The sequence below is a fragment of the Streptomyces noursei ATCC 11455 genome, from assembly GCF_001704275.1.
Taxonomy (GTDB): domain Bacteria; phylum Actinomycetota; class Actinomycetes; order Streptomycetales; family Streptomycetaceae; genus Streptomyces; species Streptomyces noursei.
Map to the genome: position 1 here is coordinate 6,104,080 of NZ_CP011533.1, position 26,671 is coordinate 6,130,750.

Consider the following 26,671-nt stretch of genomic DNA (forward strand, 5'->3'; position numbering starts at 1 on the left):
CCCCCTCACCGATACTCCGACAGCCTGCGCCCGATGCCCAGCACCGCCGCCGTGGCGGCCAGCACCGCCAACACCGCCGCGCCCACCGCCAGCAGGCCGAACGCCGCCCGCCCGCCGTCCGCGGCCGACCGGAACCGCGCCTGCTCGTGGACCAGCGCCCGCCCCAGCCCGGTGTCGACCCGGTCGAACGACGCGCCCGTCGAACCGTCCCCGCCGATCACCTTCGCCAGCGCCCGGTCGTAGTCCCCCCTGTCGTCCGCCGACCGCGCGTCGGCGTGCCGCGCCCGCCACTGCCCGACGGCCGCCAGCGTGTCCCGCACCGGTTTGCGCCCCGCCTCGTCGCCCGCCAGTGCCAGCGCCTTCCCCAACTCCCCGGACACATCCGCCGATCCCCGGCCGCCCGCGCCGGCCAGATGCCCCATCTTCGCCTGGAAATCGACCTCGTAGAAGTCCTTCTGGTCCGCCGTCAAAACCGCTCCGCGCGCCACCAGCGTCAGATTCTCGTCGGCGCGCGCCCGCAGCGCGTCGATCCGCGCCGTATTGAGCACCTGCAACGACCGGGCGCCGTGCGCATACGCGTCGGACAGCCCGGCCCGCGCCACCGTGTGCGCCGCCAGCAGCCACAGCAGCACCGCCATCGACGCCACCGTCGCCGCCAGCAGACCGCGGTTGAACACCCGGTGGGTGCGCCGGTAGTGCCGGCGCTGCGCCCACCCCAGCGCCCCGATCGCGAGCACCCCGGCGGCCAGCGCGAACCACGGCCACGCCGTGGCCCGCTCGTGGTCGGCGGTCAGCCGCTGCCGCTCCGCGTCGTACAACGCCTGGGCCGCCGGGAGGAGTTCCGTCCGCATCTGCCCGTTCGCGTACCGCAGATAGGCGCCGCCCAGTGGCAGCCCCTGCCGGTTGTTCGTCCGGGCCGTCTCGACCAGGCCCGTGTACCGCGGCAGCAGGGCGTTCAGCCGGGCGATCTGGGTCCCGGCCCGATCCGCCGCACCGCCCTCCGCGCCCGGCACCCGCGCGTTCGCCGCCGCCCTGACCAGCAGGCGGGACGCCATCGCGAGATCCGCCTCGTACCGCTCACGGGTCGCGGCGGACTCCGTGCCGCCCGCCAGGAACCCGCCGGCGGCGGTGGTGTCGGCGTCCGCCAGCGACCGGTAGATGCTCGCCGCGTCCGCGGTCAGCGGCTGGCTGCGCAGCACCACGTCGTCGGCGGCCCGCGACCGGTCCGTCACCTGCCAGACCGCGGTCGCCCCGAACACCACGACCAGCAGCGCCAGCACCGCCCCGATCGCGCGCAGCCGCCCCGGCTCGGTGGTGGCGGCGGCCCGCAGCTGGTCCAGGCCCTCGGCCCACGCGGTGCGCCGGCGCGCGGCGGGGCCGCCGGCCGACCCGGGCCGGGCGGACGGCTCCGGGGAAACCGACGTCGCGGACGATGCGGACGATAGCGATGACACCGACGAACCACCCCCTGGGTCGCTGACTGCGGGCCTGCTCCGCGCCCGGCGCCCACCGGCACGGGGCGCACGGGCGTCAGTATGTCCGTGCCGCCCGACCAGCACACCGGACTTGACCCGATCTTGTTCGGAACGCCAAACATCTCGCGGGGCGCCCACGGCCCCCGTTGGGAGCCGCCCGCCGCCCTGGTTCCCCGCCCGCCCGGCATCGACCCTCCGGGCCGGGCGGAGGGCGGTCGCCCCGCATTACCCTTACGAGCAGTCGCCGGACATCAGGCGACCGGGATCGGACGCTCCGCCGCCGGCCGCCGCCCGCGACGGCCCAAGACGGGCCCAGGACGTCCGTCCCGCCGAGGCAAGGGAGTGATCGAGTGCAGACCGTCCGCAAGGGCCGGGTGTCGCTCGTGGAGTCCGCGACCGACGAGATCCGCGGCCAGATCGTCAACGGCATCTGGCCGGTGGGCAGCCGCATCCCACCCGAGAGCGCCCTGTCCGAGACCCTCGGCGTCAGCCGCGCCTCGGTCCGCGAGGCCGTCCGCTCGCTCGTCCACTCCGGCCTCCTCGAACCCCGCCAGGGCGACGGCACGTTCGTGATCTCCGACGACGACAGCGCGGTCGCCCTCCGCCGCCGTCTGGAACGTGCCGAGCTGAGCCACGTCACCCAGGTCCGCCAGGGACTGGACGTGGTCGCCGCCCGCCAGGCCGCCAAGTACCGCACCGACGCGCAGCTCGCCGGCATCGAGGCCGCGCTGGGCCGCCGCAAGGCCGCCCTGGCGGCCCACGACAGCGAGGCGTTCACCGCGGCCGACGCCGAGTTCCACATCCTCGTCGCCGAGGCCAGCGCCAACCCCGTGCTGGCCGACATCTACCGTTCGCTCAGCGCCGCCCTGCGCGAGGAACTCCGCCGCGCCGCCTGCCTGGACACCGCCGACGCCGCCCCCACCGACCCGCACTCCCGCCTCACCGACGCCATCCGCGCCCAGGACCCGCAGGCTGCCGTCGACGCCGCGGTGCTCCTCCTCGCGGGTCACGTCCGCGACCTGGCACTGCCGCTCGACGATTGATCGGCGGTCGGCGGTCGGCGGTCGGTAGTCGGCGGTCGGTCGGCGGCGGGGAGCGGCGAGGCGGGCGCCTGCTGCCGCACGCGCGGTCGGACGGCGGGCCGCCGAACGCGCCACCGCCGAGGGGCGCGCAACTCGCCCCTGGCGCCCCCTGTTTCACTCCCGCGCGCCGCTGACGACCCCACCCTCCTCCGACTACGCTGAGTGACGAAAGGTTGGCCCTCCCGCCAACCTCCGAAGCAACGGAGGCACCCCATGCGTCGCATCAACCGACTCCTGACCCCCCTCGCCAAGGCCGCCACCAGGACCTCGGCCACCCCCGCCCAGCCCGCCACGGCCAGCGGATTCCTCACCATCGGCAGTACGACCTACATCAACCCGACCGGCACCTATCCGCTCTTCCACGCCGCCGACGGCACCCCAACCCCCATCGTCAACGACACCGACCACCCCATCACCGTCATCACGGAAAGCGATCACTCCCCGCCCCCGGCCGACCTCATCCTGGCCCCTGGCGAACGCACCGAGACCTGCCGGGGCGACTGCGTGCAGGTGGGGTGATCGGCAGGGCCGGGATCCTACGCCCACTCCTCCCGCAGGCGTTCGTAGGCGCGTTGGGGCGGTGCCGGCGTCGTCCGGTCCAGGGCGTCCAGGGCCGCGCCGAGGACGGGGGGTGCGGTGATGACGTGGGGGACGGCCTTGGGGGCGCGTTCGGCGAGGAGGCGGACGACGTGATCGTGGAGGAGGGGGTGCCGGGCGGCGAGGACGCTGCCGCCGAGGATCACCGGGGTCGGTTCGGAGTGCAGGTCGAGGCGTTGCAGGGCCACGGAGGCCATCACGGCGATCTCCTCCGCCTGGCGGGCCACGACGGAGCGGGCCACGGCGTCGCCGCCCGCCGCCACGTCGAAGAGCAGCGGGGCCAGTTCGTGCCGGCGGACGTCGGGGATCCGGTGCAGGTGGAGGGCCTCGATGAGCTCCAGCATGGTGGCCAGGCCGAAGTGGGCCGGTAGCGCGCGGGCGAGTGCGGTCGGGGCGCCCCGGCCGTCCTCGGCGCGGGCCGCGTGCCACAGGGCCTCGGAGGCGAGGAAGTCTCCGCCGCCCCAGTCACCGGAGAGCCGGCCGACGGACGGGAAGCGGGCGGTGGCCCCGTCGTGGCCGACGCCGACGCAGTTGATACCGGCGCCGCAGACCACTGCGACGCCCAACTGCTCGCCGCGGTCGGGGAGTCCGGCGCGGAGCAGGGCGAAGGTGTCGTTGCGGACGGAGACGGTCTCCGCCCAGCCGCGGGCGGCGATCTCGGCGGTCAGGCGGGTCACTTCGACGGGGAGGTCGGCGTTGGCGAGGAAGGCGGAGAGATGGCCGACCGGGCCGTCGTCGTCCGGTCCGGCCTGGGCCCGGGCCGCGGCGATCAGGGGCGCCAGCACGTCCACGGCGCGGGCGGTGCCCACCACGGGCGGCTGGAAGCCGCCGCCGCGGGCCCGGCCGAGGACCCTGCCGTCCGTGGCCACCAGGGCCACGTCGGTCTTGCTGTTGCCCGCGTCGATGGCGAGCGCCGTGCCGGTCAGGCCCACGTGAGGTGCTCCCGGTTGTGTGCGATCAGCTCGTCGGCGAGCCGGTCCGCGTAGTCGATCTGGCCGATGAGGGGGTGCGCGAGGAGCGCGGAGAAGACCCGGTCACGGCCGCCCTTGAGGGCGGCTTCCAGGGCCAGGTGCTCGTAGGCCGTGACATTGGCGACGAGCCCGGCGAACAGGGGGGCGAGGGGGCGGAGGGGGAGGGGGGAGGCCCCCCGGGAGTCCACCGCCGCCGGTACCTCGATCACCGCGTCGTCCGGCAGGAACGGCAGCGTGCCGTGGTTGAGGGTGTTGACGATCTGGACGTCGCCGGCCGTTCCGCCGCCCAGCAGGGACGAGGTCAGGGCCACCGCCGCCTCGGAGTAGTAGGCGCCGCCGCGGCGGGAGAGGAGTTCGGGCTTCTCGGCCAGGTCGGGGTCGGCGTAGAGGTCGAGGAGCTGACGTTCGATGGCGGCGACCTCCGCGGCGCGGGAGGGCTTGGTGCGCAGCTCCTTCACCACCGCGTCGTGTTGGTAGTAGTACCGCAGGTAGTAGGAGGGCACGACGCCCAGGTGGTCGAGGAGCGCGCGGGGCATGCGGACGTCGTCGGCGAGCGCGTCGCCGTGCCGGGCCAGGAGCGTGGGCAGGACGTCCGTGCCGTCGACGCGGACGGCGCGCTCCCAGGTGAGATGGTTGAGGCCGATGTGCTCCAGCTCGACGCGTTCGGGGGCCACCCCGAGCAGCTTCGCGAACTTCCGCTGGAAGCCGATGGCCACGTTGCACAGCCCGACGGCCTTGTGCCCGTGGGAGAGCAGGGCCCGGGTGACGATGCCGACCGGGTTGGTGAAGTCCACGATCCAGGCGTCGGGGCAGCGGCGGCGGATCCGTTCGGCGATGCCCAGGACGACCGGGACGGTGCGCAGTGCCTTGGCCAGGCCGCCCGCGCCGGTGGTCTCCTGGCCGACGCAGCCGCACTCCAGCGGCCAGGTCTCGTCCTGGTTGCGGGCGGCCTGCCCGCCGACCCGGAGCTGCAGGAGGACGGCGTCGGCGCCGTCGAGTCCGGCGTCGAGATCGGCGGTCCAGGTGATCCGGCCCGGGTGGCCCTGCCGGGCGAAGATCCGGCGGGCCAGCGCGCCGATCAGCTCCAGCCGTTCGGCGGCCGGGTCGATCAGGACGAGTTCGGCGACCGGCAGGGCGTCCCGCAACCGCGCGAAGCCGTCGATGAGTTCGGGGGTGTAGGTCGAGCCGCCGCCGACCACTGCGATCTTGATGCGGGGGTGCGGGGAGCGTTCCCCGGAAGTTGGCAGCATGTCCGTTTCAGCCCTTCACTCCGGTGAGTGTGACGCCTTCGACGAAGGCTTTCTGCGCGAAGAAGAAGACGACGATGACGGGGGCCATGACCAGCATCGTTGCGGCCATGGTGAGGTTCCAGTTGACGCTGTGCGCGCTCTTGAAGGACTCCAGGCCGTAGGACAGCGTCCAGGCGGCCGGGTTCTGCGCGGTGTAGATCTGCGGCCCGAAGTAGTCGTTCCAGCAGTAGAAGAACTGGAAGAGGGCGATGGCGGCGATGCCGGGGCGGGCCATCGGGACGACGATCCGCAGCAGGGTGCGCAGTTCGCCGCAGCCGTCCACCTTCGCGGATTCCACGTATTCCGGCGGGATCGTCAGGAGGAACTGCCGGAGCAGGAAGATGGAGTAGGCGTCGCCGAACGCCATCGGGACGACCAGCGGCCAGATCGAACCGGTCAGATGCAGTTGCTGCGCCCACACCAGGTACATCGGGATGACGACGACCTGGGGCGGCAGCATCATCGTGGAGATCACCAGGAGCATCGCCGTGCGGCGACCGCGGAAGCGGAAGCGGGCCAGCGCGTAGGCGACCGGGATCGCCGAGCAGACCGTGAAGAGGGTGCCCAGGCCCGCGTAGAGCAGGGAGTTCCGCCACCAGCCGAGGAAGCCGGGGGTGGTGAACACGGCGGTGTAGTTGGACCAGTTCCACTCGTGCGGCCACAGTTCGCCGCTCATCGCCTGGTCGTCGGTCATGACGGAGGTCAGGAAGACGAAGACGAAGGGGAGGAGGAAGAAGAGGGCGGCGGCGACCGCCACCGCGTGCACGGCGATCCAGTGCAGCAGGCGCGTGCGGCGGGCGCGGGCGGCCGGGGTGCCGGCGGTGCCGGGGGTGCGGGCCCGGGCCGGGCGCCGGGGGAACGTCGTGGTGGTCACGTCGGATCGGTCCTCCGTCATGGCGGTCAGTCCTCCGCCGGGAGCAGGCCGGCGCGCTTGCGCATCAGCAGGGTGGTGACGGCCATGGCGATGGCGAACAGCACCAGGGACAGGGCGCAGGCCGCGCCGGTGTTGAAGTTCTGGAAGCCCAGCGAGTAGATGAGCTGCGGCACGGTCAGGGTGGAGTGGTCCGGGTAGCCGGGCTGGATGACGCTGCCGGGGCCGACGGAGACCCCGGAGGCGAGTTTCCCGGCGACCAGCGCCTGGGTGTAGTACTGCATGGTCTGCACGACGCCGGTGACCACCGCGAACAGCACGATCGGGGTGATCGACGGCCAGGTCACATAGCGGAACTTCCCCCAGGCGCCGGCGCCGTCCAGCTCGGCGGCCTCGTACTGCTCCCTCGGGACGTCCAGCAGCGCCGCCATGAAGATCACCATCAGGTCGCCGATGCCCCACAGGGACAACAGGACCAGCGACGGCTTGGCCCAGGACGGGTCGTTGAACCACTCCGGGCCCGGGACGCCGAGCGCCCCGAGGATCTCGTTGACCGGGCCGGTGGCCGGGTTGAGCAGGAAGACGAAGGCGACGGTGGCGGCCACCGGCGGGGCCAGGTACGGCAGGTAGAACGCGGTGCGGAAGAAGCCGGCCCCGGATTTGACCTTGGTGACGAGCAGGCCGATGCCCAGTCCGAAGACCACCCGCAGCGCCACCATCACCACGACCAGCCAGAGCGTGTTCCACAGCGCCGGCCCGAACAGCGGCATCTGGGTCAGTACGTATCTCCAGTTCCGCAGGCCCACGAAAGCGGGTTGCTCGATCTGGTTGTAGTGCATGAAGGAGAAATAGCCGGTGGCGATCAGCGGGTAGCCGAAGAAGACCGAGAACCCGACGAGCCAGGGGGAGAGGAATCCCAGGATGCGCAGGCGTTCGCGGAGGTGTTTGCGCCGCAGCGCCGGGGCGGGGGAGGAGGGGGCTGCCATGGCGGGCTCCGTCAGTTCTCGGACTGGAGGGTGTCGGCGTCTATCCGTGCGTCGAGGTCGCGCAGCCCCGCGTCGAGGTCGGGCACCTTTCCGGCCTCCGCCATATAGGAGAAGTCCTGGAGCGAAGTGACGTACATGTCACCGTTGTTGGACGGGGGCAGCGCGGTGCTGTGCGGATTCGCGGCGATGCCGAGGAAGGTGCGGAAGTTCGGATCGGCGTCCAGTTCCGGGGAGGTGAGTGCGGCTTTCGTGGAGGGGACGTTGTGGATGGCGTTGGCGAAGGCGACGACCTGGTCGGTGTCCACGGTCAGGAACTTCACCAGTTCCCAGGCTGCGTTCTGGTGCCGGCTGCTGTGGGCGATTCCGGCGATGGTGCCGGTGAGGTAGCCCCGGCCGTAGCTGTCGGCCTGGTCGTCGGGCACCGGCATCGGCGCGACGCCCCAGGCGAACGGTGCCTTCGCCTCCTTGAGCATCAGGCCGCGCCATTCCCCGTCCATGTGCATGGCCACCTTCTGCCGCAGAAAGGCGTTCTGCGCGGACATCTCGTCGCCGAAGGTGGTGCGGAACTTCTCCATCGGGCCGTATCCGCCCTGGGCGTCGATGATTTCCCGCTGGGTGGTGAGGAAATCCCGGGTGGACGGGTCCTTGGCCAGCTGGGATTTTCCGTTCCGGTCGAAGTAGGTGGGTCCCCACTGGGCGAAGAGCCGGTCCGGACTGTTCTGGTAGAGGCGGAAGTTGGGCATGAAGCCGACCTGCCGATATCCGCCGTCCTGGGTGCGTCGGGTGAGTTTGGCGGCGTCCCTTTTCAGCTCCGACATGGTGCGCGGTGGCCGGGTGATGCCGGCCTGCTCGAAGGCGTCCTTGTTGTAGTACAGCCCGTAGGTGTCGGCGAGCAGCGGCAGTGCGCACTGCCGGCCGCGGTACTGCGTGTAGGAGAGCAGGGTTTTCGGGAAGACCTTTTCCTTCGCCACGCCGCTCTTCTTCAGGAAGGGGTCGAGGTCCGCCCACATGCCGGACGAGCAGTACTGCCCCACGTTGTTGGTGGTGAAGGACGACACCACGTCGGGGGCGTCGTCGCCGCCGGCCCGCAGCGCCTGGTTCATGGTGGTGTCGGTGACGTTGCCGACCGTCTTCACCGTGATGTTGGGGTGGCGCTTCTCGAAGCGCGCGATGCTGTCGTCGATGGCCTTGACCTCGCCGGGGTCGGACCAGCCGTGCCAGAAGGTGAGGGTGACCGGTCGTGTGGGGTCGTCGCGGTCGCTGCCGACGCCGGGGTTGGCGCAGCCCGCGGCGCAGAGTCCGGCGACGGCCAGGGCCAGCGGCAGGCCGATCCGCGCACGGCGGCGGGGACGGGGACGTGGTCGGACACCCGGGCGCGAGAGCGGCATGCGGACTTCCTTACGTCGGGGGTTCCCGGGGAGCCCGGACGAGGCTCCCCGGCCGTGCCGGCGGAGGGCTCACGCGGTGTCGAAGACCGCGTCCCGGGCCTCGGCGAGCGCCGTGCGCAGCGCGCCGGTGAGGATGGGGTTGCCCTCGATGTCGCTGATGCGGATTTCCGGACGGGGCAGCGCGAGCCCGGTGAACTCCTCCTCGACCAGGTCCCGCAGCGCCTGCCCGCCGGCCTGCGGCACCTCGCCGGAGAGCACCACCAGACGGGGATCGACCACCGCGACCACCGCGGCCAGGCCGGTCGCCAGCCGCCGCGCCACCTCGGCCCGCACGTCGTCCCGGGCCAGCGCCTCGGCGACGGTGCGGACCTCCGGCGCGCCGTGTTCGTGGGCGAGTGCGACGACGCTGGGGGAGCCGACCAGCCGCTGGAAGCCGCCGCCCGCGTCCGGCCGGGCGGCGCTGCGCTCGCCGTCGCGGGCCAGCGGGGCGCCGGGCAGTGGCATGTAGCCGATCTCGCCCGCGCCGCCGGTGGCCCCGCGCAGCAGCCGGCCGTCCAGCACGATCGCGGCGCCCACGCCTTCGTCGACCCACACCAGGACGAAGTCGTCGAAGTCCTGGGCGGCGCCGTCGTGTTGCTCGGCCACCGCGGCCAGGTTCACGTCGTTCTCGATGACGAGGGGGACGCCGAGGACCTCGGCCAGTTCTTCGCGCAGTGCCCGCGACTGCCAGCCGGGCAGGTGGGGCGCGTAGCGCAGCAGGCCGGTCCGCGGGTCCAGCGCGCCGGGGGTGCCGATCACCGCGCGGTGCAGCTGTCCGCGCTCCAGCCCGGCCTCGGCCAGTGCCCCGTCCACGGCCTTCTCCACCAGCCGGGCCGTGAGGTCGGTGGTGTCGCCGGGGACCGCGTCGGTGTCCACCCGGGCCTGGCCGAGCACCTGTCCGGTGATGTCGGCGACGGCGGCGGTGATGCCCAGCTGGTCCACGGCCAGCGCGGCGACGTATGCGGCGGCCGGGTCGACCTCGTAGAGCTGGGCGCTGGGTCCGGGGCGGCCGGTGACGTTGCCGGTCGTGCGGACCAGTCCCGCCGCGGTCAGTCGGGCGAGCAGCTGGGAGGCGGTGGGCTTCGACAGCCCCGTCAGTTCGCCGATCTGTGTGCGCGTCAGGGGGCCTTGGGACACCAGCAGGTCCAGCGCGGCCCGGTCGTTCATGGCCCGCAGCACCCTCGGTGTGCCCGGCGTTCCCTGTCCTGCTGCGGCCATGGCTGTTGCCCACCCCGTATTCCGTGCGGAAGCTGTCCCGAAGGTGTCTGTTAGGAAACCTTCCAATTGCTGGCAAGGAAGTTAGGCCGCGCGTCGGGCGCGCGTCAATGGTTCGGACGAGGGATTCGCCGTGTCGTGGGCGGGGCGGGTGTGGTGCGGCACGGAGAGAGGGGCGCCCGGCGGTCGGCCGGTGCGCCCCTCGTGATCCCCCGTGTCCCCCGTGTCCCCGTATCCCCCGTGCGTGCCGGGGCGGGCCCCTCGGGTCGGGGCCTCAGGCCCCGGTCATCGCGACCTCAGCCCTCTTCCCAGTTGACGCTGCCGACGCCGGTGCCGCCGTCGCAGGTGGCCTCGGAGTGGTCCCGGGCGCCCGGGTTGAGGGTCCGCCACGGGCCCGTCTGGTCGGGCCACCAGCCGCAGACCACGGTGACCCGGAAGGCGATGGTGCGGTTGGTGTTGTTGGTGCAGTCCGCGGTGCCCCGGCGGCCGTCGGTGGTGGTGGTGCAGCTGAGGTCGTTCTTGATCTGCGGCCGCGCCGTGGCGGAGGCGGGGGCCGCGGCGGTCAGGGCCGCCGCGCCGCCGAGCATCAGAACCGAAGCGACGGCCCCCGTGGCCATGCGATTGCGGATCTTCATGGTGAAGTCTCCTTCTCCGTCGTGGGTGTCGGTCGATGCCGACACCCCGGACACGAAGCGGGACCGCGGTACGTATGACAGAGGGGCGTGTGATCTGGGTCACATGCCCCTCTGTCCTGGTGTCCCCGCCGTCGGGCGCGGGGACTACTGCTTGCCCAGCTGCGGCGGTGCGATCGGCGTCGTCGCCTGGGACTGCGGCGACGTCGGGTTGCCGAACGCCGACGGGGCGGCGACCACGGAGGACGGGTCGGCCGTCGCCGCCTCTTCCTCCTCGGTGACCGGGCGCGGCGCCAGGTGGATGCCGGCCGCGTCCAGCGCGTGCTTGATGCGCCAGCGCAGCTCGCGCTCGACGCCCGCCGCCTTGCCCGGCATGGTCTTGGCCGAGACGCTGACCGTGACGGTGTCCACCGAGACCTCGCTCAGGCCCAGCACCTCCACCGGCTCCCACAGTTGCTCGTTCCACGGCTCGGCCTTGGACATCGCCTCGCCGGCGTCGGTGATCACCGTGCGGGCCCGCTCCAGGTCCTGGTTCGCGGCGACCAGGACGTCGACGCTCGCGGTCGACCAGCCCTGGCTGAGGTTGCCGATCCGCTTGACCTCGCCGTTGCGTATGTACCAGATCGCACCGTTGGCGCCGCGCAGCTTGGTGACCCGCAGCCCGACCTCGATGACCGTACCGGTGGCCACACCCGCGTCGATCTCGTCGCCGACGCCGTACTGGTCCTCCAGGATCATGAAGACGCCGGAGAGGAAGTCGGTGACGAGGTTGCGTGCGCCGAAACCGATCGCGACACCGGCCACACCCGCGCTGGCCAGCAGCGGCGCCAGATTGATCTGGAGCACCGAGAGCACGGTCAGTGCGGCCGTACCCATGATCACGAACGAGGCGACACTGCGCAGCACCGAGCCGATCGCCTCCGAGCGCTGCCGCCGGCGCTCGGCGTTGACCAGCAGCCCGCCCAGCGCGGTGTGCTGGGCCGCGGCCGCGGTGCGGTTCATCCGCTCGATGAGCTTGGTGATGGTGCGGCGTATCACGTGGCGCAGGACCACCGCGATCACGATGATCAGGATGATCTGCAGGGCGGACGTGAGCCACGTCCCCCAGTTCGCCTGTATCCAGCCGGCGGCGTTGGTCGCCTTCTGGGTGGCCTCGTCGAGGGAGGTAGGACCGGTTGAACCGGACGCGGCGGTGCGCAGCGGCGCGGCGGCGGCCGGCGGGGCGGACCAGTACACAGCGGAACCTTCCGTGAGGGACAGCAGGCCCGGCCCGCTCAGGGACCCGAGAAAGCCGGGCAGACCTACCACACTAACGGGGCAACGCGGGCGGACCGCCCCTGTGTTCGATCTTGGAGGGTCCGGGAAGGCCGGAATGAGCCGGATCTGGACGGATCCGCGACGCTGTGGTGGAAAACACCTCCGGCCCGTTACCTGGTCATGGTGGCGCGCCGACCAGGCACCGGGGGACACTGTGGGGAGATCGTCCCGGCGCGAGCCACGCGCCGCCGGCGTACAAGGAGGCACCCGTGCCGCATGTCCTGGTCCTCAATGCGTCGTACGAGCCGCTCGGCGTCGTACCGCTCCGCCGCGCGCTCATCCTCGTCCTCAATGAGAAGGCCGTCAGCCTTGAGGAATCCGGCGCCCTGATGCACAGCGCGACCCATGTCATACCGGCTCCGAGCGTGGTCCGCTTGAAGCGGTTTGTGAGAGTGCCCTTTCGGGGCCCCGTCCCGCTGACCCGACGGGCGCTGTTCGCCCGGGACGGCGGGCGTTGTATGTATTGCGGTGGCGTCGCAACCAGCGTCGACCACGTCATCCCGCGCAGCCGCGGCGGCCAGCACACCTGGGAGAACGTCGTCGCCGCGTGCCGGCGCTGCAACCACGTCAAGGCCGACCGCCATGTCGCCGAGATCGGCTGGCGGCTGCGCCATCAGCCCGCCCCGCCGTCAGGACTTGCCTGGCGCATCATCGGCACGGGGCATAGGGACCCGCGCTGGCTGCCCTACTTGCAGCCGTACGGCGCGGATGACGCCTTGGCCCGGATCGATGCCGTATCGGCGTAGATCCGGGCTTTTGCGTCGGTGAGCCGGCGGTTCCGGCGGGGCGGGGGCGCTTCGCGGCCCCGCCCCACCGGGCCGGCTCGGACATGACCTAGGGGGTGTCCGTCACCGCGTACGCCTCGACGCCCCACAGCGAGTACCCGAACCGCGTCGCCCGCTTGTCGCCCTGGATGCGGACGTAGCGGGCGTCCTTGGCGTCCATCCGCACCGCCTCCCGGCCGCCCTTGCCGTCGCGGACGGTGGCCGCGGTGCGCCAGGTGCGGCCGTCGGCGGAGACCTGGATGCGGTACGCGGCGGCGTAGGCGTCCTGCCAGTGCAGGACGACCAGACCCAGCCGGGTCGGGCCGGGCAGGGCGAACTGGAGCCAGGAGTCGTCCTCGGCGGGGGAGGACCAGCGGGTCCTCGGATCGCCGTCGGTGGCCGCGGACGCCGGGAAGTCGTCCGTCTCGTCGCCGGAGGAGCTGGTCTGCGCGCCGCGCGCCAGATCGGGCCCTCCGGTGGCCGGGAAGACCCGGAGGGTCAGCCGCTGCTCCTGCCCGGCGAAGGCGACGGTGACCTGGTACGTCCCGGACGCGGCGTCCTTGGGGACGTCCACGGTGAGCGGGACCAGCGCGGTGCCGCCCCGGGGCGCGGTCAGCTCCCGCGGCGCGTGGACGGTGAAGCCCTTGGGCGCGGTGACCGTCAGCGGGCCGTGCACGTCGCCGGGGCGGCGGGAGGAGACCCGGGCCTGCACCGCGAACGGGCCGCCGGTCTGGGCGTCGCCCTCGGCGCGGGAGAGTTCGAGTCCGGCCCGCGGGGTGTCGTCGAACCACGGGGTGAGCGCGTGCACGTTCGGCGCCGGGGTGTCGCCGCTCCAGGTCAGCCGGACCGCGTCGGCGCGCAACCCGGCCGTGCGGGCCTCCGTCCAGCCGGTCGCGGACAGCGGCCCCAGGCGCTGCCAGCCGGCCCCCGGCACGTGTGCCTCCAGGGAGACCGCGCCGGCCGCCGGCCCCGGCTCGGTGAGCGCGCTCACCGCGGCCAGCGGCCGTACGCGGGGGAAGGGGACGGTCAGCGCGGTGCGGCCGTCGCCGCGGTCCGGTGCCGGGGCGCCGCCGCGGGCCCCCGTCCAGGCGTCCGCCTCGGTCATCGCCCGCTCCAGGAACGGCGCCAGGACGCCCTTGCCGACCGTCACCGGACTCCGGCCGATCTCCGTCCGCAGCCGCAGCACCGTGCGCTGCGCCGCCCAGGCGGCGTCGCCGTCGTCCCGGGCCTGCGCCACCAGGGTGTCCACGGCCTGCGCCCCGGCGTCCCCGAAGCGGCTCAACTGTTCGGCCCACGGCCCGACTTCGGCCCGCAGGTCGGATGCCAGGTCCCGGGGCGTGCCGCTCATGGTGCGGAAGGCGGCCCGCAGCGCCGTCGCGGCCTTGGCGAACCCCGGGTCGTCCCCGGGCCGGCCGGTGTCGACGGCCGCCGCACGGGCCTTCCAGAACCGGTCGATGAGCGGCTGGAGGTAGCCCGACTCCTCGCGGTCGAGCAGGGACGACGCGGCGTTCCCGGCCAGCGCGCGGAGCGCCGTGCGGGCCTTGGGGTCGCCGCCGGCCAGGTCGTCGATGGCCGCCTCCCAGGACTGCGCGGGCCGGTAGTCGCGCGGGTTCCAGGCGTAGTCGGCGGCGGTGAACAGCGGGATCCGGGACGCCAGCGGCTGCTCCATGGCGTTGGCGAGCAGCGCCGCCGAGCCGGTGGCGACGGCCGGTTCGCGACCGGTGTACGGGCCGAGGAAGATCCGGTCCTGGGCGTAGTCGTTGACCGGGTAGTTGTCCATGGTGACCAGGGGGTGGCCGAACGCCTCGCGGGCGGCGGACAGTTCGCCGCCGGTGATGGTCCGCGGGACCACCCCGACGCCCGTCCAGGCCACCTCCACGCGGTCGTTGAGCGCCGACGCCAGCGCGCTGCGGTAGGCGGTCGTGCCGTCCTGGTAGAACTCGGTCGGCATCAGGGACAGCGGGGCCGCGTCGGGGTGCCGCTCGGCGAGGTGCCGGGCCAGCGCGTTGGCGACCCCGGCCTGGGCCTTGGCGGCAGCCTGCGGCCCGGTCCCGAACGTCTCCTCGTCCGCGGCGCAGTGCCACTCGCTGTAGCTGACGTCCTGGAACTGGAGCTGGAAGGAGCGCACCCCCAGCGCCCACATCGCGTCCACCTTGCGGCGCAGCGCCCGCAGGTCGTCCTCCGAGGACAGGCACATCGCCGCTCCGGGCGCCACCGCCCAGCCGAGCGTGACGTGGTTGGCGCGGGCCCGCTCGGCCAGCGCCCGGAAGTCGGCGCGCTGCTCGGCCGGGTACGGGTCGCGCCACCGGGCCTGCCGGTAGGGGTCGTCCCCGGGGGCGTAGAGGTACTGGTTCTGCTTGGTGCGGCCCATGAAGTCCAGCTGGGCCAGCCGCTGCGCCCGGCTCCACGGCTGCCCGTAGAAGCCCTCGGTGGTGCCGCGGACGCCGGTGGCCGGCCAGTCCCGGACGGTCACCGAGGCCAGCTGCCGCGTGCCGTCGGGGCCGTCGGTGACCAGCTGGCGCAGGGTCTGCGCGGCGTGGAAGAGGCCGTCCGGGCCGACGCCGTCCAGCGCGACGGTGTCCCGGCCGGCGACCTGTCCCACGGCGAGGCGGTAGCCCCCGGACGGCAGGTCGCCGCGGGCCGGCACCCGCAGGGTGCGCAGGGTGTCCTCGGCGGGCGCCCCGCCGACCAGCAGCACCGGCCCGTCCGCGGGCAGCCGGTCGCCGGGCGCGGCCTGCCGCACGGTGCGCACCCCGGCGTCCCGCAGCAGTCCGCGCAGCACGTCGAGGGCGTACGGGTCGGTGCCCGGCGGGGCCACCAGCGTCGCCGTCGGGCCGAGCGGGACCGCCGCACCGAGCTGCCGCATCGACTGGGGGCGCGGCCAGACCGCCGGCAGGGCGCCGGTGTCGGTGGGCCGGCCGGGCTGGTCGGGGGTGCCGGCGGCGGGCCCGACAGGCGCCGCCTGGGCCGCCGGGACGCCGCCGAGCAGCCCCCCTATGACGGCGGCGGCCAGCGCGGTGGTCCCGGCCACCCGCGCCCGGCTGCTGCCCCTGCCCGTACCGGCTCTGCCGCCCCATACGCCCCGGACTCGCACGGTCGCTCCTCGTCCCCGTATCTCGTGCTCACCGGCTTGTGCCGGTTCCCCCTGTGTCCCGCCGTCCGGCCGTCGCGGCACCGCTCGCGCGCCAGGGGCCCGACCTGTGGACGGGTGCCGCGGTGCGGGCCTGGTGGTCGTGGTGCGCGTGGCGCGGGACCGGGGGTGTCGCCACCCTTCGGCCCTGTTCGGACAGACCTTCGGCGGTGAGCCCACCATTGTCGCGGTGAGGGTGTCAACCGGGCCTCGGGGTGGTTCCCGGGCGGCCACCGGATCGCCCGCTTTCTTCCCATGTGCGACCAGGCCATGGCACGTCTCGTTCCGCAGGAATTGCGTTCCCGGGGGCCGTCGTCCGGCGTTCTGTGCGCCGCACGGCGCTCCCCGCCGCGAAATCGCCGGTCGGCGTCGTACTGTGACGTGAGTCACGTTTGCTGGGTGAAGACGTCTGCCGTCGCGTCGACTGGGTAGGGCAGACGTGTCCCACTACCGACGAACGGGAGGCCCTCGTGGCCGCATCCGCTCAGTTGCTCCTCGACGCCCTGTCGGTCAAACCCGGCGGCGAGCCCGGACTCTTCGACGGGGTGTCCGGCCCCGACTCCGGCCTGGAGGGCTCCGGCTCGTACAGCTTCACCGAGCCGCCGCTGGTCAGCGAGCCCCCGCTCGCCGACAGCGCCCCGCTCACCAGCGAGGTCCCCATCGCCGCCGAACTCCCGCTGACCAGCGAACCGACCGCCACCGGTCTGGGCACGGAGTCGATGGAGGTCTGAGCAGCCATGAGCCGCGCCCGACTCGCCCGGCTCCACGGCATCGCCACGTCCTACGAACCCGCACCGGGCCGTACGCTCCACATCACCGACGACACCGTCGTTGCCGTGCTCGCCGCACTGGGCGTCGACGCCTCGACCCCCCAGGCCGTCCGCGCGGCCCTGGCCGCCCACGACGAGACCACCGGCCGGGCCCTCCTGCCACCCACCGTCACCGCCCGCGCCGGCCGCCCACCGCGGCTGCCGGACCTCCCCGAGGACACCGTCCTGAGCGTCCGCACCGAGGACGGCGCGCTCATCGGCGCGGAAGTACGGGACGGCACCCCGCACACCGGCACCCAGGACCCCGCGGCGCTCGCCGCGCTCCCGCTCGGCGTCCACGACCTCCGCGCCGACGCCCCCGACGGCCGCACCGCCCGCGCCCACCTAGTCGTCGCCCCCGACACCGTGCCCGCCCCGCCCGGCCGCAACCACGGCTTCCTCGTCCAGCTCTACTCCCTGCTCTCCCGTCACTCCTGGGGCATGGGCGACCTCGGCGACCTCGCCGACCTCGCCGCCTGGTCCGGGCGCACCCTGGGCACCGGCTTCGTCCAGCTCAACCCCCTGCACGCGGCGGTACCCGGCGCGCCCACCGACCCCTCCCCCTACCGCCCCTCCTCGCGCCGCTTCCCCGACCCCGTCCACCTGCGGATCGAGCAGATCCCCGAGTACGCCCACCTGACCGGCCCCGACCGCCGGCGGGCCGACGAACTGGCCGCCCGCGCCGGCGCGCTGCGCGACGACGTCCTCGAACGCGGCGGACTCATCGACCGGGACGCGGTCTGGGCCCTCAAGCGCCAGGCCCTGGAACTCCTGTGCGCCGTCCCGCTCGGCCCCGGACGGCGCGCCGCGTACTGCGACTTCCTCGCCGCACAGGGCCAGGCCCTGGACGACCACGCCACCTGGTGCGCGCTCGCCGAGCGGCACGGCCCCGACTGGCGCGGCTGGCCGGCCGGCCTGCGCGACCCCCGCTCACCGGAGACTGCCCGGATCCGCCACCGGCTGCTGGACCGCATCGACTTCCACTCCCGGCTCGCCTGGTTCACCGACGAGCAACTGGCCGCCGCCCAGCGGGCCGCCCGCGACGCCGGCATGGCCGTCGGGCTCGTCCACGACCTCGCCGTCGGCGTCCACCCCTCCGGCGCCGACACCTGGGCCCAGCAGGACGCCTTCGCCGCCGGGATGTCCATCGGGGCGCCACCGGACGCCTTCAACTCCCGCGGCCAGGACTGGGGGCTGCCGCCCTGGCGCCCGGACGCCCTGGCCGCCGCCGGTTACGCCCCCTACCGCGCCCTGCTGCGCGGCCTGCTCCGGCACGCCGGCGCGCTGCGCATCGACCATGTGATGGGCCTGTTCCGGCTGTGGTGGGTCCCCGAAGGCCGACCGCCGACCGAGGGCGCGTACGTCCGCTACGACGGCGAGGCGATGCTCTCGGTGCTGGCCCTGGAGGCCCGTCGCGCCGGCGCCGCCGTGATCGGCGAGGACCTCGGCACGGTCGAACCGGGCGTGCGGGAGACCCTGGCCGACCGCGGCGTCCTGGGCACCTCCGTCCTGTGGTTCGAACGGGACTACGGCAACGGCGCCGGGGCCGAGGGGGAGGCCGGGGCCGACGGGGACGCCGGGGCCGGCAAGGAGGCCCGGGCCCCGGAGGGCGCCGCCACCGAGGCCCGCATCCTCGCCCCCGACGAGTGGCGCGCCGGCTGCCTGGCCACCGTCACCACCCACGACCTGCCGCCCACCGCCGCCCGGCTCACCGGCGCGGACGTCGCGCTGCGGGCCCGCCTCGGCCTGCTCGCCGGGCCGCCGGAGCGCGAGCGCTCCCGGGCCGGCCACGAACTGAGGGCATGGCTGGGCGCGTTGTCCCACCACGGCCTGCTGCCCGAGGGCGCCGGCGACGAGGAGGCGGTGGTCAAGGCCGTGCACCGCTTCCTGCTGCGCACCCCGGCGCGGATGATCGGCGTCTGGCTCCCCGACGCGGTGGGCGACCGCCGGCCGCAGAACCTCCCCGGCACCTGGGACGAGTACCCCAACTGGCGCCTGCCCATCGCCGGCCCCGACGGCCGCCCGCACACCCTCGAAGAGCTCGCCGCCTCGCCCCGACTCCACGCGCTGATGCGGGAGTTGGCGCCCCTCGACCGCTGACCGCGCCCCGCGGCGCGCACCCGCCGACCGCGCTCGGCGGCCCGTGCCGGCCGACCGCCACGGGGACGGGCCCTTCCGGTGCCTGCGGCGCTCCCGGTCGGGCCGGCCGGGGCGCGACCGGCCGGGGGAGGTCCCGCAGGAGCGCCCGGCCGGGGAGGCCCCCGGAGGTGCCGCCGGTGACGGCGTCGCCCCGACCCAGGTGCCCACCGCCGGGCCGTCCGGCCTGCCGGTATGCCGCTTGCCCCACCCCGGACGCGCGGGGCGGACCGCCGTCCGCTACGTTGAACGGGTGAGCAACAAGGTCAAGAACACCGCCCTGCGCGCCGGAACCATCACCGCCGGCACCGCGCTGATGCTGCTGATGTCGTCCCCCGCGTTTGCGCTCACCCGCGACGACGGTGACGACCCGGGTCCCGGCCTGAGCGTGATCCAGACGCTCGGCCTCTACGTCGCCGCGCCCATCGTGCTCTTCCTGGTCATCGCCGGACTGGTCATGGCGACCGACAAGTCCCGCAAGCAGGCCAAGTCCAAGGGCTGACCCGCACAGCCCTGCGCGGGCCGCCCGCCCGCGCCCATGACGCCTTCACAGGGGCGCCCCTCGGTTCTTCCCGGACCGAGGGGCGCCCCTTTTGCGTGGGCGCGCACGCGCACCCGAAAAAAACAGCTACAGAGCGGTAGTTACGCGCCTTTCCGGGCAATTCCCTCAAGAGCTCCCCCTGTGGATCTTCCTTGGCTGCGCCTGGGGGCGCCCTTGGGAAGGTACTTAACCGACGCGTACCTACGATGGCGTAACCTACGGGGCCGTAAGTCAAACCTACGGATCCGTAGGTCCGTCGTCCCCAGGAGTGCCCCCGTGACCATCGCCCCCGACCGCCTCGACGGAGCGCGCGGCCAGGCCGCCTGGACCGACACCCGACTGCTGTACGCCCTGGAGGAGGTCGTCGAGAAGGAGCTCAACCGGCACCTGAAGGCCGCCAAGGAGTGGATGCCGCACGAGTACGTGCCGTGGAGCGACGGGCGGAACTTCGACGGGGTGCTGGACGGCGAGCCCTGGGCGCCCGACCAGTCCAAGGTCACCTCCATCGGCCGGACGGCGCTGGTGGTCAACCTCCTCACCGAGGACAACCTCCCCAGCTACCACCACGAGATCGCCAGCCTCTTCGGCCGGGACGGCGCCTGGGGCACCTGGGTGCACCGCTGGACCGCGGAGGAGGGCCGGCACGGCATCGTGATGCGCGACTACCTGCTCACCAGCCGCGCCGTGGACCCGGTCGAGCTGGAGCGGTTCCGGATGGCCCACATGTCCGCCGGCTTCGAGTCCGACAACGCGCACAGCATGCTGCACTCGGTGGCGTACGTCGCCTTCCAGGAGTTGGCCACCCGGATCTCGCACCGCAACACCGGCCGGCACTCCGGCGACCCGGTGTGCGACCAGATGCTGGCCCGGATCGCCACCGACGAGAACCTCCACATGGTCTTCTACCGCAACCTCCTCGGTGCGGCCTTCGAGCTGGCCCCCGACCGCACGATGTGCGCCGTGCGGGACGTGGTCACCGGCTTCCGGATGCCCGGCCACGGCATGCCCGGCTTCGAGCGGGCCGCCGTCCAGATGGCCCTCGGTGGCATCTACAACCTGCGGATCCACCACGACGACGTGCTCCAGCCGGTGCTGCGCTACCTGAAGGTGCTGGAGCGCGGCGGGCTGGGGCCGGAGGGGCTCGCCGCCCAGGACGAGCTGGGGGCGTTCCTGGACGGCCTGGACGGGCAGGCGCGCCGCTTCGACGAGCGGCAGGCCGCGATCCTGGCCCGGCGGGCGGCCCGGGGCTGAGACGCCCGACCTTTCCGGTCTCCTTTCAGTTCCACTGAAAGAACATGTCCGAAGTATTCGATGGACCTGATGTATGAGGGGCTGCCACGGTGGATCCGTATCCACCATCGAGGGAGAGGAAACCGTGGCAGTCCTGGAGCGGGTCCGCAGCCACCGCACACCGTCCACCCAGGCCGTGGGGCTGGCCCTGGCCCTGGCGGCGACCGTCGTGTGGTCCGGCAACTTCGTCATCGCCCGCGCCCTGCACGGGGCCGTGCCGCCCGTCCAGACCGCGTTCTGGCGCTGGATCGTCGCGCTGCTGGCGGTCGCCCCGTTCGCCTGGGGGCAGGTCCGCAGGGAGTGGCCGGTGATCCGCCGGCACCTCGGATTCCTGGCGCTGGCGGCCCTGTTGGGCGTCACCCTCTTCAACACCCTGATCTACACGGCCGGGAAGACCACCTCGGCCACCAACATGGCCGTGATCGCGGCGGCTTCGCCGATGATGATCGCCCTGTTCGACCTGGTCGGCGCCCGACGCGGCGGGCGCGAGCCGCTGGGCGCCCGCCGCGTCGCGGGCATGGTGATCGCGCTGTTGGGCGTGCTCACCCTGGTCGGCAAGGGCTCGCCGACCGCGGTGCTGCACCTGGACTTCGCCGTCGGCGACCTGTGGATGCTGGCGGCCACCGCCACCTTCGCCGGGTACAGCGCGCTGCTGCGCCGCCGCCCCGAGGGGATCGGCGGACGCGCGTTCCTGTTCATGACGTTCGCGTTGGGCGCCGCGATGCTGGTGCCCGCCTACGCCGTCAGCCTCGCCGCGGAGGGCGGTTTCCCGCTCACCGCGGGGACGGTCGGACCGCTGCTCTACATCGGGGTGTGCTCCTCCGCCGTCGCCTACTTCACCTGGAACAAGGCGATCGCCCTGGTGGGCGCCGCCCGCGCCGGGGCCGTCTACTACCTCCAGCCGGTGTGCGTGGCGCTGCTCTCGCTGGCCGTACTGGGCGAGGGGATCGGCGCGGTGCAGGTGCTCAGCATGGCGCTGATCGTCGCCGGGGTGGCCCTGGGGGCGGCGGGCACCCCACGGTGAGCGGACCGGCCGAGCCGGGTGCGTACGCTGCCCGCATGGCCGACTGGGACATCAAGAAGCTGCGGATCCTGCGCACCCTCCAGGACCTGGGCACGGTCACCGCGACCGCCGAGGCGCTGCACATGACGCCCTCGGCGGTTTCGCAGCAGCTGACGGGGCTCGCCAAGTCCCTCGGGGTGACGCTGCTGGAGGCGCACGGCCGGCGGGTCCGGCTGACCGGCGCCGCCCACCTGGTGCTGCGGCACGCCGAGGCGGTCTTCGCGCAGCTGGAGCGGGCCGACGCGGACCTCCTGGGCTATCTCCAGGGCGAGGCCGGCACGGTGCGGGTCGGCGCCTTCTCCACCGCCATCCCGGCGCTGGTGGTCCCCGCCGTCCAGGAGCTGCGCCGCACCCACCCGGGCCTGGCCGTGGCCGTGCGGGAGGCCGAGGCGGAGGCGGCCTACGAGCTGCTGGCCGAGGGCAGCGTCGATCTGGCGCTGTCGCTGGCGGCGCACGCGCCCACCCCGCGCGACCCGAAGTTCAGCCGGGTCTCGCTGCTCGCCGACCCGTTGGACGTGGCGCTGCCGGCCGGTCATCCGCTCGCCGCCGAGCCGGGGTTGCGGCTGGCCGACCTGGCCGGCGAGCCGTGGATCTTCGGCAGCAGCGGCCCGTGGTCGCAGATCACCACCACCGCGTGCGAGAACGCCGGGTTCGTCCCCGAGCAGGCGCACGCGGCCGCCGACTGGAGCGCGATCTGGGCGATGGTCGCGGCCGGGATGGGGGTGGCGCTGGTGCCGCGGATGGCGATGGCGGGCGGTCTGCGGGCCCCCGGGCACGGCAGCGGGGTCGCGCTGCGGGTGCTCCACGCCGACCAGCCGCGCCGCCATGTGGTCGCCGCCGCCCGGCGCGGCTCCGAGGGCGCGCCGGGCCTGGCCCGGGTGCTGGCCGCGCTCCGCCAGGCCGCCGCCCGCCAGGCCACCGTGGGCCGGGCCGGAGGCGACGGCGGACCGGCGACCTTTCAGTCCGACTGAAGATATTCCTCACGAACTTTCGATGGACCTGTCGGGTGGTGCGCTGCGACGGTGGATCGGTCCCCAGCACCGTCCGCAGGAGCAGAAGGGAAACGCATGTCCGTCACCCCGGCCGCCGATTCCACCGATCCGCACGCCAACGACGCCCAGCCGTACGCCGGCGGCGACCCGTACGCCGACTACCGCGGCGGTGACTTCTCCTTCACCTCGCTCGTCGACCTGGCCGACCGCCGCTTCGGTGCCGGTGTGATCGCCGCCAACGACGAGTTCTTCGCCGAGCGGGAGAACCTGCTGAAGCCGACCCCGGCGGTCTTCGACCCCGAGCACTTCGGCCACAAGGGCAAGATCATGGACGGCTGGGAGACCCGGCGCCGGCGCGGCGCCGACGGCGACCACCCCTTCCCCGCCGAGGACGAGCACGACTGGGCGCTGATCCGCCTCGCCGCCCCCGGCGTGATCCGCGGCGTCATCGTCGACACCGCCCACTTCCGCGGCAACTACCCGCAGCAGGTCACCGTCGAGGCCACCGCGCTGCCCGGCAGCCCCGGCCCCGAGGACCTGCTCGCCGACGACGTGAAGTGGGAGGAGCTCGTCCCCCGCACGCCCGTACGCGGCCACGCCGCCAACGGCTTCGAGGTCACCGCCGAGCGCCGCTTCACCCACCTCCGCCTCAAGCAGCACCCCGACGGCGGCATAGCCCGCCTCCGGGTCTACGGCGAGGTGGTCCCCGACCCGGAGTGGCTGGACGTGCTGGGCACCCTGGACCTGGCCTCGGTGATGCACGGCGGCACCGTCGAGGACGCCTCCGACCGCTTCTACTCCTCGCCCACCCAGATCATCCAGCCCGACCTCTCGCGCAAGATGGACGACGGCTGGGAGAACCGCCGCCGCCGGGTCCGGGGCACCAACGACTGGGTGCGGTTCAGGCTCGCCGCGCAGGGCGAGATCCGGGCCGTCGAGATCGACACCGCCTACCTCAAGGGCAACTCGGCCGGCTGGGCCCGGCTTTCGGGCTGCGACGGGAACCCGGACGACGCGTCCGCGTGGTTCGAGATCCTGCCCAGGACCAAGCTCCAGCCCGACACCCCGCACCGCTTCGTGCTGCCCCGCCGGGTGACCGCCACCCACGTCCGCCTGGACGTCTACCCCGACGGCGGCCTGGCCCGGATGCGGGTGCACGGCGACCTCACCGACGCCGGCCGGGCCGAACTGGTCCGCCGCTTCGACGAGCTGAGCGGCTGAGCCGCACGCCCCGCCGGGCCCCGTGGGAGGGGGACGGGGCCCGGCGGCCCCCGCACACGTCACGAGGTCGACGAGCGGGGACCCTCGACCCGCCCGGCGGACGGCCACGCTCCTGACGCCCGTCCGCCGGGCGACTCCACCACGGGTGCCGGCCCCCTGCGATCCGGCAGCCCGCAACAGCGGAAAAAGGGGCGTGCCCCGGAACCGAGCGGGTTCCGGGGCACGCCCCTCGTGTTGCCGCCGGCCGGTCAGGCCCCGGCGGCCGCGTCCGCCGCGCGGGCCTTCAGCGCCCGCTCGACGCCGGCCCGGGACTCCGTCACCAGGCGGCGCAGGGCCGGGCTCGGGTCGGCCTGCGCCAGCCAGGCGTCGGTGGCGTCCAGGGTCTCCTGGGAGACCTGGAGGGCCGGGTACAGCCCCACCACGATCTGCTGGGCCATCTCGTGGCTGCGGTTGTCCCAGACGTCCTTGATCACCTCGAAGTACTTCGCGGTGTAGGGCGCCAGCAGCTCCTGCTGGTCGGGCTGGATGAAGCCGCCGATGACGGCCTCCTGCACGGCGTTGGGGAGCGCGTCGGACTCCACGACCGAGGCCCATGCCTCGGCCTTGGCCGCCGCGGTGGGCCGCGCGGCGCGCGCCGTCACCGCGTGCCGCTCGCCCGCCGAGGTCGCGTCCCGCTTCAACTCGGCGGCGATCTCCGGCTCGTCGGCCCGGCCGGTGGCCGCCAGCCGCTCCAGCAGCGCCCAGCGCAGCTCGGTGTCCACGGCCAGACCGGGGATCTCCTGCGTGCCGTCCAGCAGGCCCTGGAGCAGGTCCAGCTGCTCGTCGGTGCGGGCCGAAGCGGCGAACGCCCGGGCCCACGCCAGCTGGTGGTCGCTGCCCGGCTCGGCGGCCCGCAGGTGGGCCAGCGCCGCCTCGGTCCAGGCGGCCAGGCCCGCCGCGCGCCGCTCCGGTGCCGCGTACAGGTCCTGCGCCAGCTTCACCTGGCGGTGCAGCGACTGGACGACGCCGATGTCGGACTCCTTGCCGATGCCGGAGAGCGCCAGCGACAGGTAGTCACGGGTGGGGAGTTCGGCGTCCCGGGTCATGTCCCAGGACGAGGCCCACGACAGGGCCCGCGGCAGCGACTCGGTGAAGTCCCCGAGGTGCTCGGTGACGACCTTCAGCGACTGCTCGTCCAGCCGCACCTTGGCGTACGACAGGTCGCCGTCGTTGAGCAGGATCACGTCCGGCCGGCGGAAGCCCTCGGGGAACGGCACCTCGGTGCGCTCGCCGTCCACGTCCAGCTCGACCCCGCCGGTGCGGACCAGCTTGCCGTCCTGGAGGTCGTAGTAGCCGATCGCGATCCGGTGCGGGCGCAGCACCGGCTCGCCGGTCGCCCCGGCCGGCAGCGCCGGCGCCTCCTGCCGCACCGCGAAGGCGGTGACGGTGCCGTCGGCGGCGACCTCGATCTCCGGCCGCAGGATGTTGATGCCGGCCGTCTCCAGCCACTTCTTCGACCAGGTCTTCAGGTCCCGGCCGCTGGTCTTCTCCAGCGCCCCGAGCAGGTCGGTCAGCCGGGTGTTGCCGTAGGCGTGCGCCTTGAAGTACGCCTGGACGCCCTGGAAGAACTCGTCCATGCCGACGTAGGCCACCAGCTGCTTGAGGACGCTGGCGCCCTTGGCGTAGGTGATGCCGTCGAAGTTGACCAGGACGTCGTCGAGGTCCCGGATCTCCGCCATGATCGGGTGGGTGGACGGCAGTTGGTCCTGCCGGTAGGCCCAGGTCTTCATGGAGTTGGCGAACGTGGTCCAGGAGTGCGGCCACTTGCTGCCCGGCGCGTACGCCTGGCAGGCGATGGAGGTGTAGGTGGCGAACGACTCGTTCAGCCACAGGTCGTTCCACCACTCCATGGTGACCAGGTCGCCGAACCACATGTGCGCCAGCTCGTGCAGAATCGTCTCGGCGCGCACCTCGTAGGCCGCGTCCGTCACCTTCGAGCGGAAGACGTACTGGTCGCGGATGGTGACCGCGCCGGCGTTCTCCATCGCGCCGGCGTTGAACTCCGGCACGAAGAGCTGGTCGTACTTGGCGAACGGGTACGGGTAGTCGAACTTCTCCTCGAACCAGTCGAAGCCCTGCCGGGTGACCGCGAAGATCTCCTCCGCGTCCAGGTGCTCGGCCAGCGACGGCCGGCAGTAGATCCCCAGCGGCACCGACCGCCCGTCGGCGCCCTCCCAGGTGCTGTGCACGCTGTGGTACGGGCCGGCGATCAGCGCGGTGATGTAGGTGGAGATCCGCGGCGTGGGCGCGAACCGCCAGACGTTGTCGGCCGGCGCCGGCTGAGGCGTCGGCGAGTTCGAGATCACCGTCCAGCCCTGCGGCGCCGTCACGGTGAACCGGAACGTGGCCTTCAGGTCCGGCTGCTCGAAGCTGGCGAACACCCGCCGGGCGTCCGGCACCTCGAACTGCGTGTAGAGGTAGACCTGCTGGTCCACCGGGTCGACGAACCGGTGCAGCCCCTCACCGCTGTTGGTGTACGCGCAGTCGGCGACGACCGTCAGCTCGTTGCGGCCCGCCCGCAGCCCGGGCAGCGCGATCCGCGAGTCCTGGAACACCGCCGCCGCATCGAGCGCCGTGCCGTTGAGCAGCACCTCGTGCACGGTCGGCGCCACCAGGTCGATGAACGACGCCGCGCCGTCGTCGACGGCGTCGAACCGCACCGTCGTCACCGACCGGAACGTGCCTCCACCCTGCGCCCCGCTCAGGTCCAGCTCGATGTCGTACGCGTCCACGGTCAGCAGACGCGCCCGCTCCTGGGCCTCTTCCCGGGTCAGATTCGTACCAGGCACCCGTCCCTCTCCTTCACAAGTCGTCATCGCCTCGT

At 73.5% G+C, this 26,671-nt stretch carries 21 protein-coding genes; 10 read left to right on the top strand and 11 right to left on the bottom strand.

The genetic code is table 11. From position 1 onward, the window contains the following. Nucleotides 1–5: 5 nt before the first annotated feature. Nucleotides 6–1,454, bottom strand: a complete 1,449-nt coding sequence (locus tag SNOUR_RS25885; protein WP_079142885.1) for a GlnX family signal transduction membrane protein — start codon at nucleotides 1,452–1,454, stop codon at nucleotides 6–8. A gap of 371 nt (nucleotides 1,455–1,825) precedes the next feature. Between SNOUR_RS25885 and SNOUR_RS25890 the strand changes: the two genes are divergently transcribed. Continuing rightward, complete coding sequence (locus SNOUR_RS25890; RefSeq protein WP_067351516.1) at nucleotides 1,826–2,518, top strand: FadR/GntR family transcriptional regulator; 693 nt, start codon at nucleotides 1,826–1,828, stop codon at nucleotides 2,516–2,518. A 252-nt stretch (nucleotides 2,519–2,770) separates the two neighbouring features. After that, on the top strand, nucleotides 2,771–3,076 hold the full coding sequence (locus tag SNOUR_RS25895) for a hypothetical protein (protein WP_067351519.1): 306 nt from the start codon (nucleotides 2,771–2,773) through the stop codon (nucleotides 3,074–3,076). Between the two features lie 17 nt (nucleotides 3,077–3,093). Here the strand turns inward: SNOUR_RS25895 and SNOUR_RS25900 are convergent, their stop codons facing one another. The 8 genes from SNOUR_RS25900 to SNOUR_RS25935 form a co-directional block, all read right to left on the bottom strand. Further along, entirely contained in the window at nucleotides 3,094–4,086 is a 993-nt protein-coding gene (locus tag SNOUR_RS25900) for an N-acetylglucosamine kinase (RefSeq protein ID WP_067351520.1), read from the bottom strand. Further along, nucleotides 4,077–5,336 carry a 6-phospho-beta-glucosidase gene (locus SNOUR_RS25905; RefSeq protein WP_067358780.1) on the bottom strand — a complete coding sequence of 420 codons (1,260 nt, stop codon included), beginning with the start codon at nucleotides 5,334–5,336 and terminating at the stop codon, nucleotides 4,077–4,079. Before SNOUR_RS25905 ends, SNOUR_RS25900 begins: the two co-directional genes overlap by 10 nt. A 46-nt stretch (nucleotides 5,337–5,382) precedes the next feature. After that, nucleotides 5,383–6,288, bottom strand: a complete 906-nt coding sequence (locus tag SNOUR_RS25910; protein WP_067358782.1) for a carbohydrate ABC transporter permease — start codon at nucleotides 6,286–6,288, stop codon at nucleotides 5,383–5,385. Between the two features lie 26 nt (nucleotides 6,289–6,314). Beyond that, complete coding sequence (locus SNOUR_RS25915) at nucleotides 6,315–7,271, bottom strand: carbohydrate ABC transporter permease (protein ID WP_067351523.1); 957 nt, start codon at nucleotides 7,269–7,271, stop codon at nucleotides 6,315–6,317. A gap of 11 nt (nucleotides 7,272–7,282) precedes the next feature. Next, nucleotides 7,283–8,659: an ABC transporter substrate-binding protein gene (locus SNOUR_RS25920; protein ID WP_079142886.1), complete on the bottom strand. Its 1,377-nt coding sequence runs from the start codon at nucleotides 8,657–8,659 to the stop codon at nucleotides 7,283–7,285. A gap of 69 nt (nucleotides 8,660–8,728) precedes the next feature. Further along, nucleotides 8,729–9,865: an ROK family transcriptional regulator gene (locus SNOUR_RS25925; protein ID WP_067358785.1), complete on the bottom strand. Its 1,137-nt coding sequence runs from the start codon at nucleotides 9,863–9,865 to the stop codon at nucleotides 8,729–8,731. Between the two features lie 344 nt (nucleotides 9,866–10,209). Then, a complete protein-coding gene (locus SNOUR_RS25930; protein WP_067351525.1) occupies nucleotides 10,210–10,548 on the bottom strand; it encodes a hypothetical protein in 339 nt (112 codons plus the stop codon). A 144-nt stretch (nucleotides 10,549–10,692) separates the two neighbouring features. After that, complete coding sequence (locus SNOUR_RS25935; protein ID WP_067351528.1) at nucleotides 10,693–11,781, bottom strand: mechanosensitive ion channel family protein; 1,089 nt, start codon at nucleotides 11,779–11,781, stop codon at nucleotides 10,693–10,695. Nucleotides 11,782–12,071: 290 nt separating this feature from the next. On the opposite strand from SNOUR_RS25935, the gene SNOUR_RS25940 reads away from it, so the two are divergent. Further along, nucleotides 12,072–12,608, top strand: a complete 537-nt coding sequence (locus SNOUR_RS25940) for an HNH endonuclease (protein WP_006605595.1) — start codon at nucleotides 12,072–12,074, stop codon at nucleotides 12,606–12,608. An 88-nt stretch (nucleotides 12,609–12,696) separates the two neighbouring features. Here the strand turns inward: SNOUR_RS25940 and SNOUR_RS25945 are convergent, their stop codons facing one another. Further along, complete coding sequence (locus SNOUR_RS25945) at nucleotides 12,697–15,657, bottom strand: beta-N-acetylglucosaminidase domain-containing protein (RefSeq protein WP_067351530.1); 2,961 nt, start codon at nucleotides 15,655–15,657, stop codon at nucleotides 12,697–12,699. A gap of 569 nt (nucleotides 15,658–16,226) precedes the next feature. Here SNOUR_RS25945 and SNOUR_RS25950 point away from each other — a divergent pair. The 7 genes from SNOUR_RS25950 (at nucleotide 16,227) to alc (ending at nucleotide 23,808) form a co-directional block, all read left to right on the top strand. Further along, a complete protein-coding gene (locus SNOUR_RS25950) occupies nucleotides 16,227–16,487 on the top strand; it encodes a hypothetical protein (protein ID WP_067351532.1) in 261 nt (86 codons plus the stop codon). A gap of 6 nt (nucleotides 16,488–16,493) precedes the next feature. Then, nucleotides 16,494–18,665 (top strand): 4-alpha-glucanotransferase, encoded by a 2,172-nt coding sequence (gene malQ, locus SNOUR_RS25955; protein WP_067351535.1) that lies wholly within the window; start codon nucleotides 16,494–16,496, stop codon nucleotides 18,663–18,665. Between the two features lie 289 nt (nucleotides 18,666–18,954). Further along, on the top strand, nucleotides 18,955–19,203 hold the full coding sequence (locus tag SNOUR_RS25960) for a hypothetical protein (RefSeq protein ID WP_067358787.1): 249 nt from the start codon (nucleotides 18,955–18,957) through the stop codon (nucleotides 19,201–19,203). A 315-nt stretch (nucleotides 19,204–19,518) separates the two neighbouring features. Then, nucleotides 19,519–20,493: an acyl-ACP desaturase gene (locus SNOUR_RS25965; protein WP_067351537.1), complete on the top strand. Its 975-nt coding sequence runs from the start codon at nucleotides 19,519–19,521 to the stop codon at nucleotides 20,491–20,493. A 124-nt stretch (nucleotides 20,494–20,617) separates the two neighbouring features. Next, nucleotides 20,618–21,556 carry a DMT family transporter gene (locus SNOUR_RS25970; RefSeq protein WP_312633713.1) on the top strand — a complete coding sequence of 313 codons (939 nt, stop codon included), beginning with the start codon at nucleotides 20,618–20,620 and terminating at the stop codon, nucleotides 21,554–21,556. 35 nt (nucleotides 21,557–21,591) lie between these two features. Beyond that, nucleotides 21,592–22,566, top strand: a complete 975-nt coding sequence (locus SNOUR_RS25975; protein ID WP_067351541.1) for a LysR family transcriptional regulator — start codon at nucleotides 21,592–21,594, stop codon at nucleotides 22,564–22,566. A 96-nt stretch (nucleotides 22,567–22,662) separates the two neighbouring features. After that, complete coding sequence (alc, locus tag SNOUR_RS25980; protein ID WP_067351544.1) at nucleotides 22,663–23,808, top strand: allantoicase; 1,146 nt, start codon at nucleotides 22,663–22,665, stop codon at nucleotides 23,806–23,808. 248 nt (nucleotides 23,809–24,056) lie between these two features. Here alc and pepN read toward each other — a convergent pair whose 3' ends face one another. Then, complete coding sequence (gene pepN, locus SNOUR_RS25985) at nucleotides 24,057–26,636, bottom strand: aminopeptidase N (RefSeq protein WP_067351546.1); 2,580 nt, start codon at nucleotides 26,634–26,636, stop codon at nucleotides 24,057–24,059. Between the last annotated feature and the right edge of the window lie 35 nt (nucleotides 26,637–26,671).

What these genes read in the sequence shown, in the direction of transcription:
- SNOUR_RS25925 (WP_067358785.1), bottom strand. Translation starts at nt 9,865, where the DNA reads ATGAACGACCGGGCCGCGCTGGACCTGCTGGTGTCCCAAGGCCCCCTG.
- SNOUR_RS25895 (WP_067351519.1), top strand. Translation starts at nt 2,771, where the DNA reads ATGCGTCGCATCAACCGACTCCTGACCCCCCTCGCCAAGGCCGCCACC.
- SNOUR_RS25920 (WP_079142886.1), bottom strand. Translation starts at nt 8,659, where the DNA reads ATGCCGCTCTCGCGCCCGGGTGTCCGACCACGTCCCCGTCCCCGCCGC.
- SNOUR_RS25975 (WP_067351541.1), top strand. Translation starts at nt 21,592, where the DNA reads ATGGCCGACTGGGACATCAAGAAGCTGCGGATCCTGCGCACCCTCCAG.
- SNOUR_RS25915 (WP_067351523.1), bottom strand. Translation starts at nt 7,271, where the DNA reads ATGGCAGCCCCCTCCTCCCCCGCCCCGGCGCTGCGGCGCAAACACCTC.
- alc (WP_067351544.1), top strand. Translation starts at nt 22,663, where the DNA reads ATGTCCGTCACCCCGGCCGCCGATTCCACCGATCCGCACGCCAACGAC.
- malQ (WP_067351535.1), top strand. Translation starts at nt 16,494, where the DNA reads ATGAGCCGCGCCCGACTCGCCCGGCTCCACGGCATCGCCACGTCCTAC.
- SNOUR_RS25930 (WP_067351525.1), bottom strand. Translation starts at nt 10,548, where the DNA reads ATGAAGATCCGCAATCGCATGGCCACGGGGGCCGTCGCTTCGGTTCTG.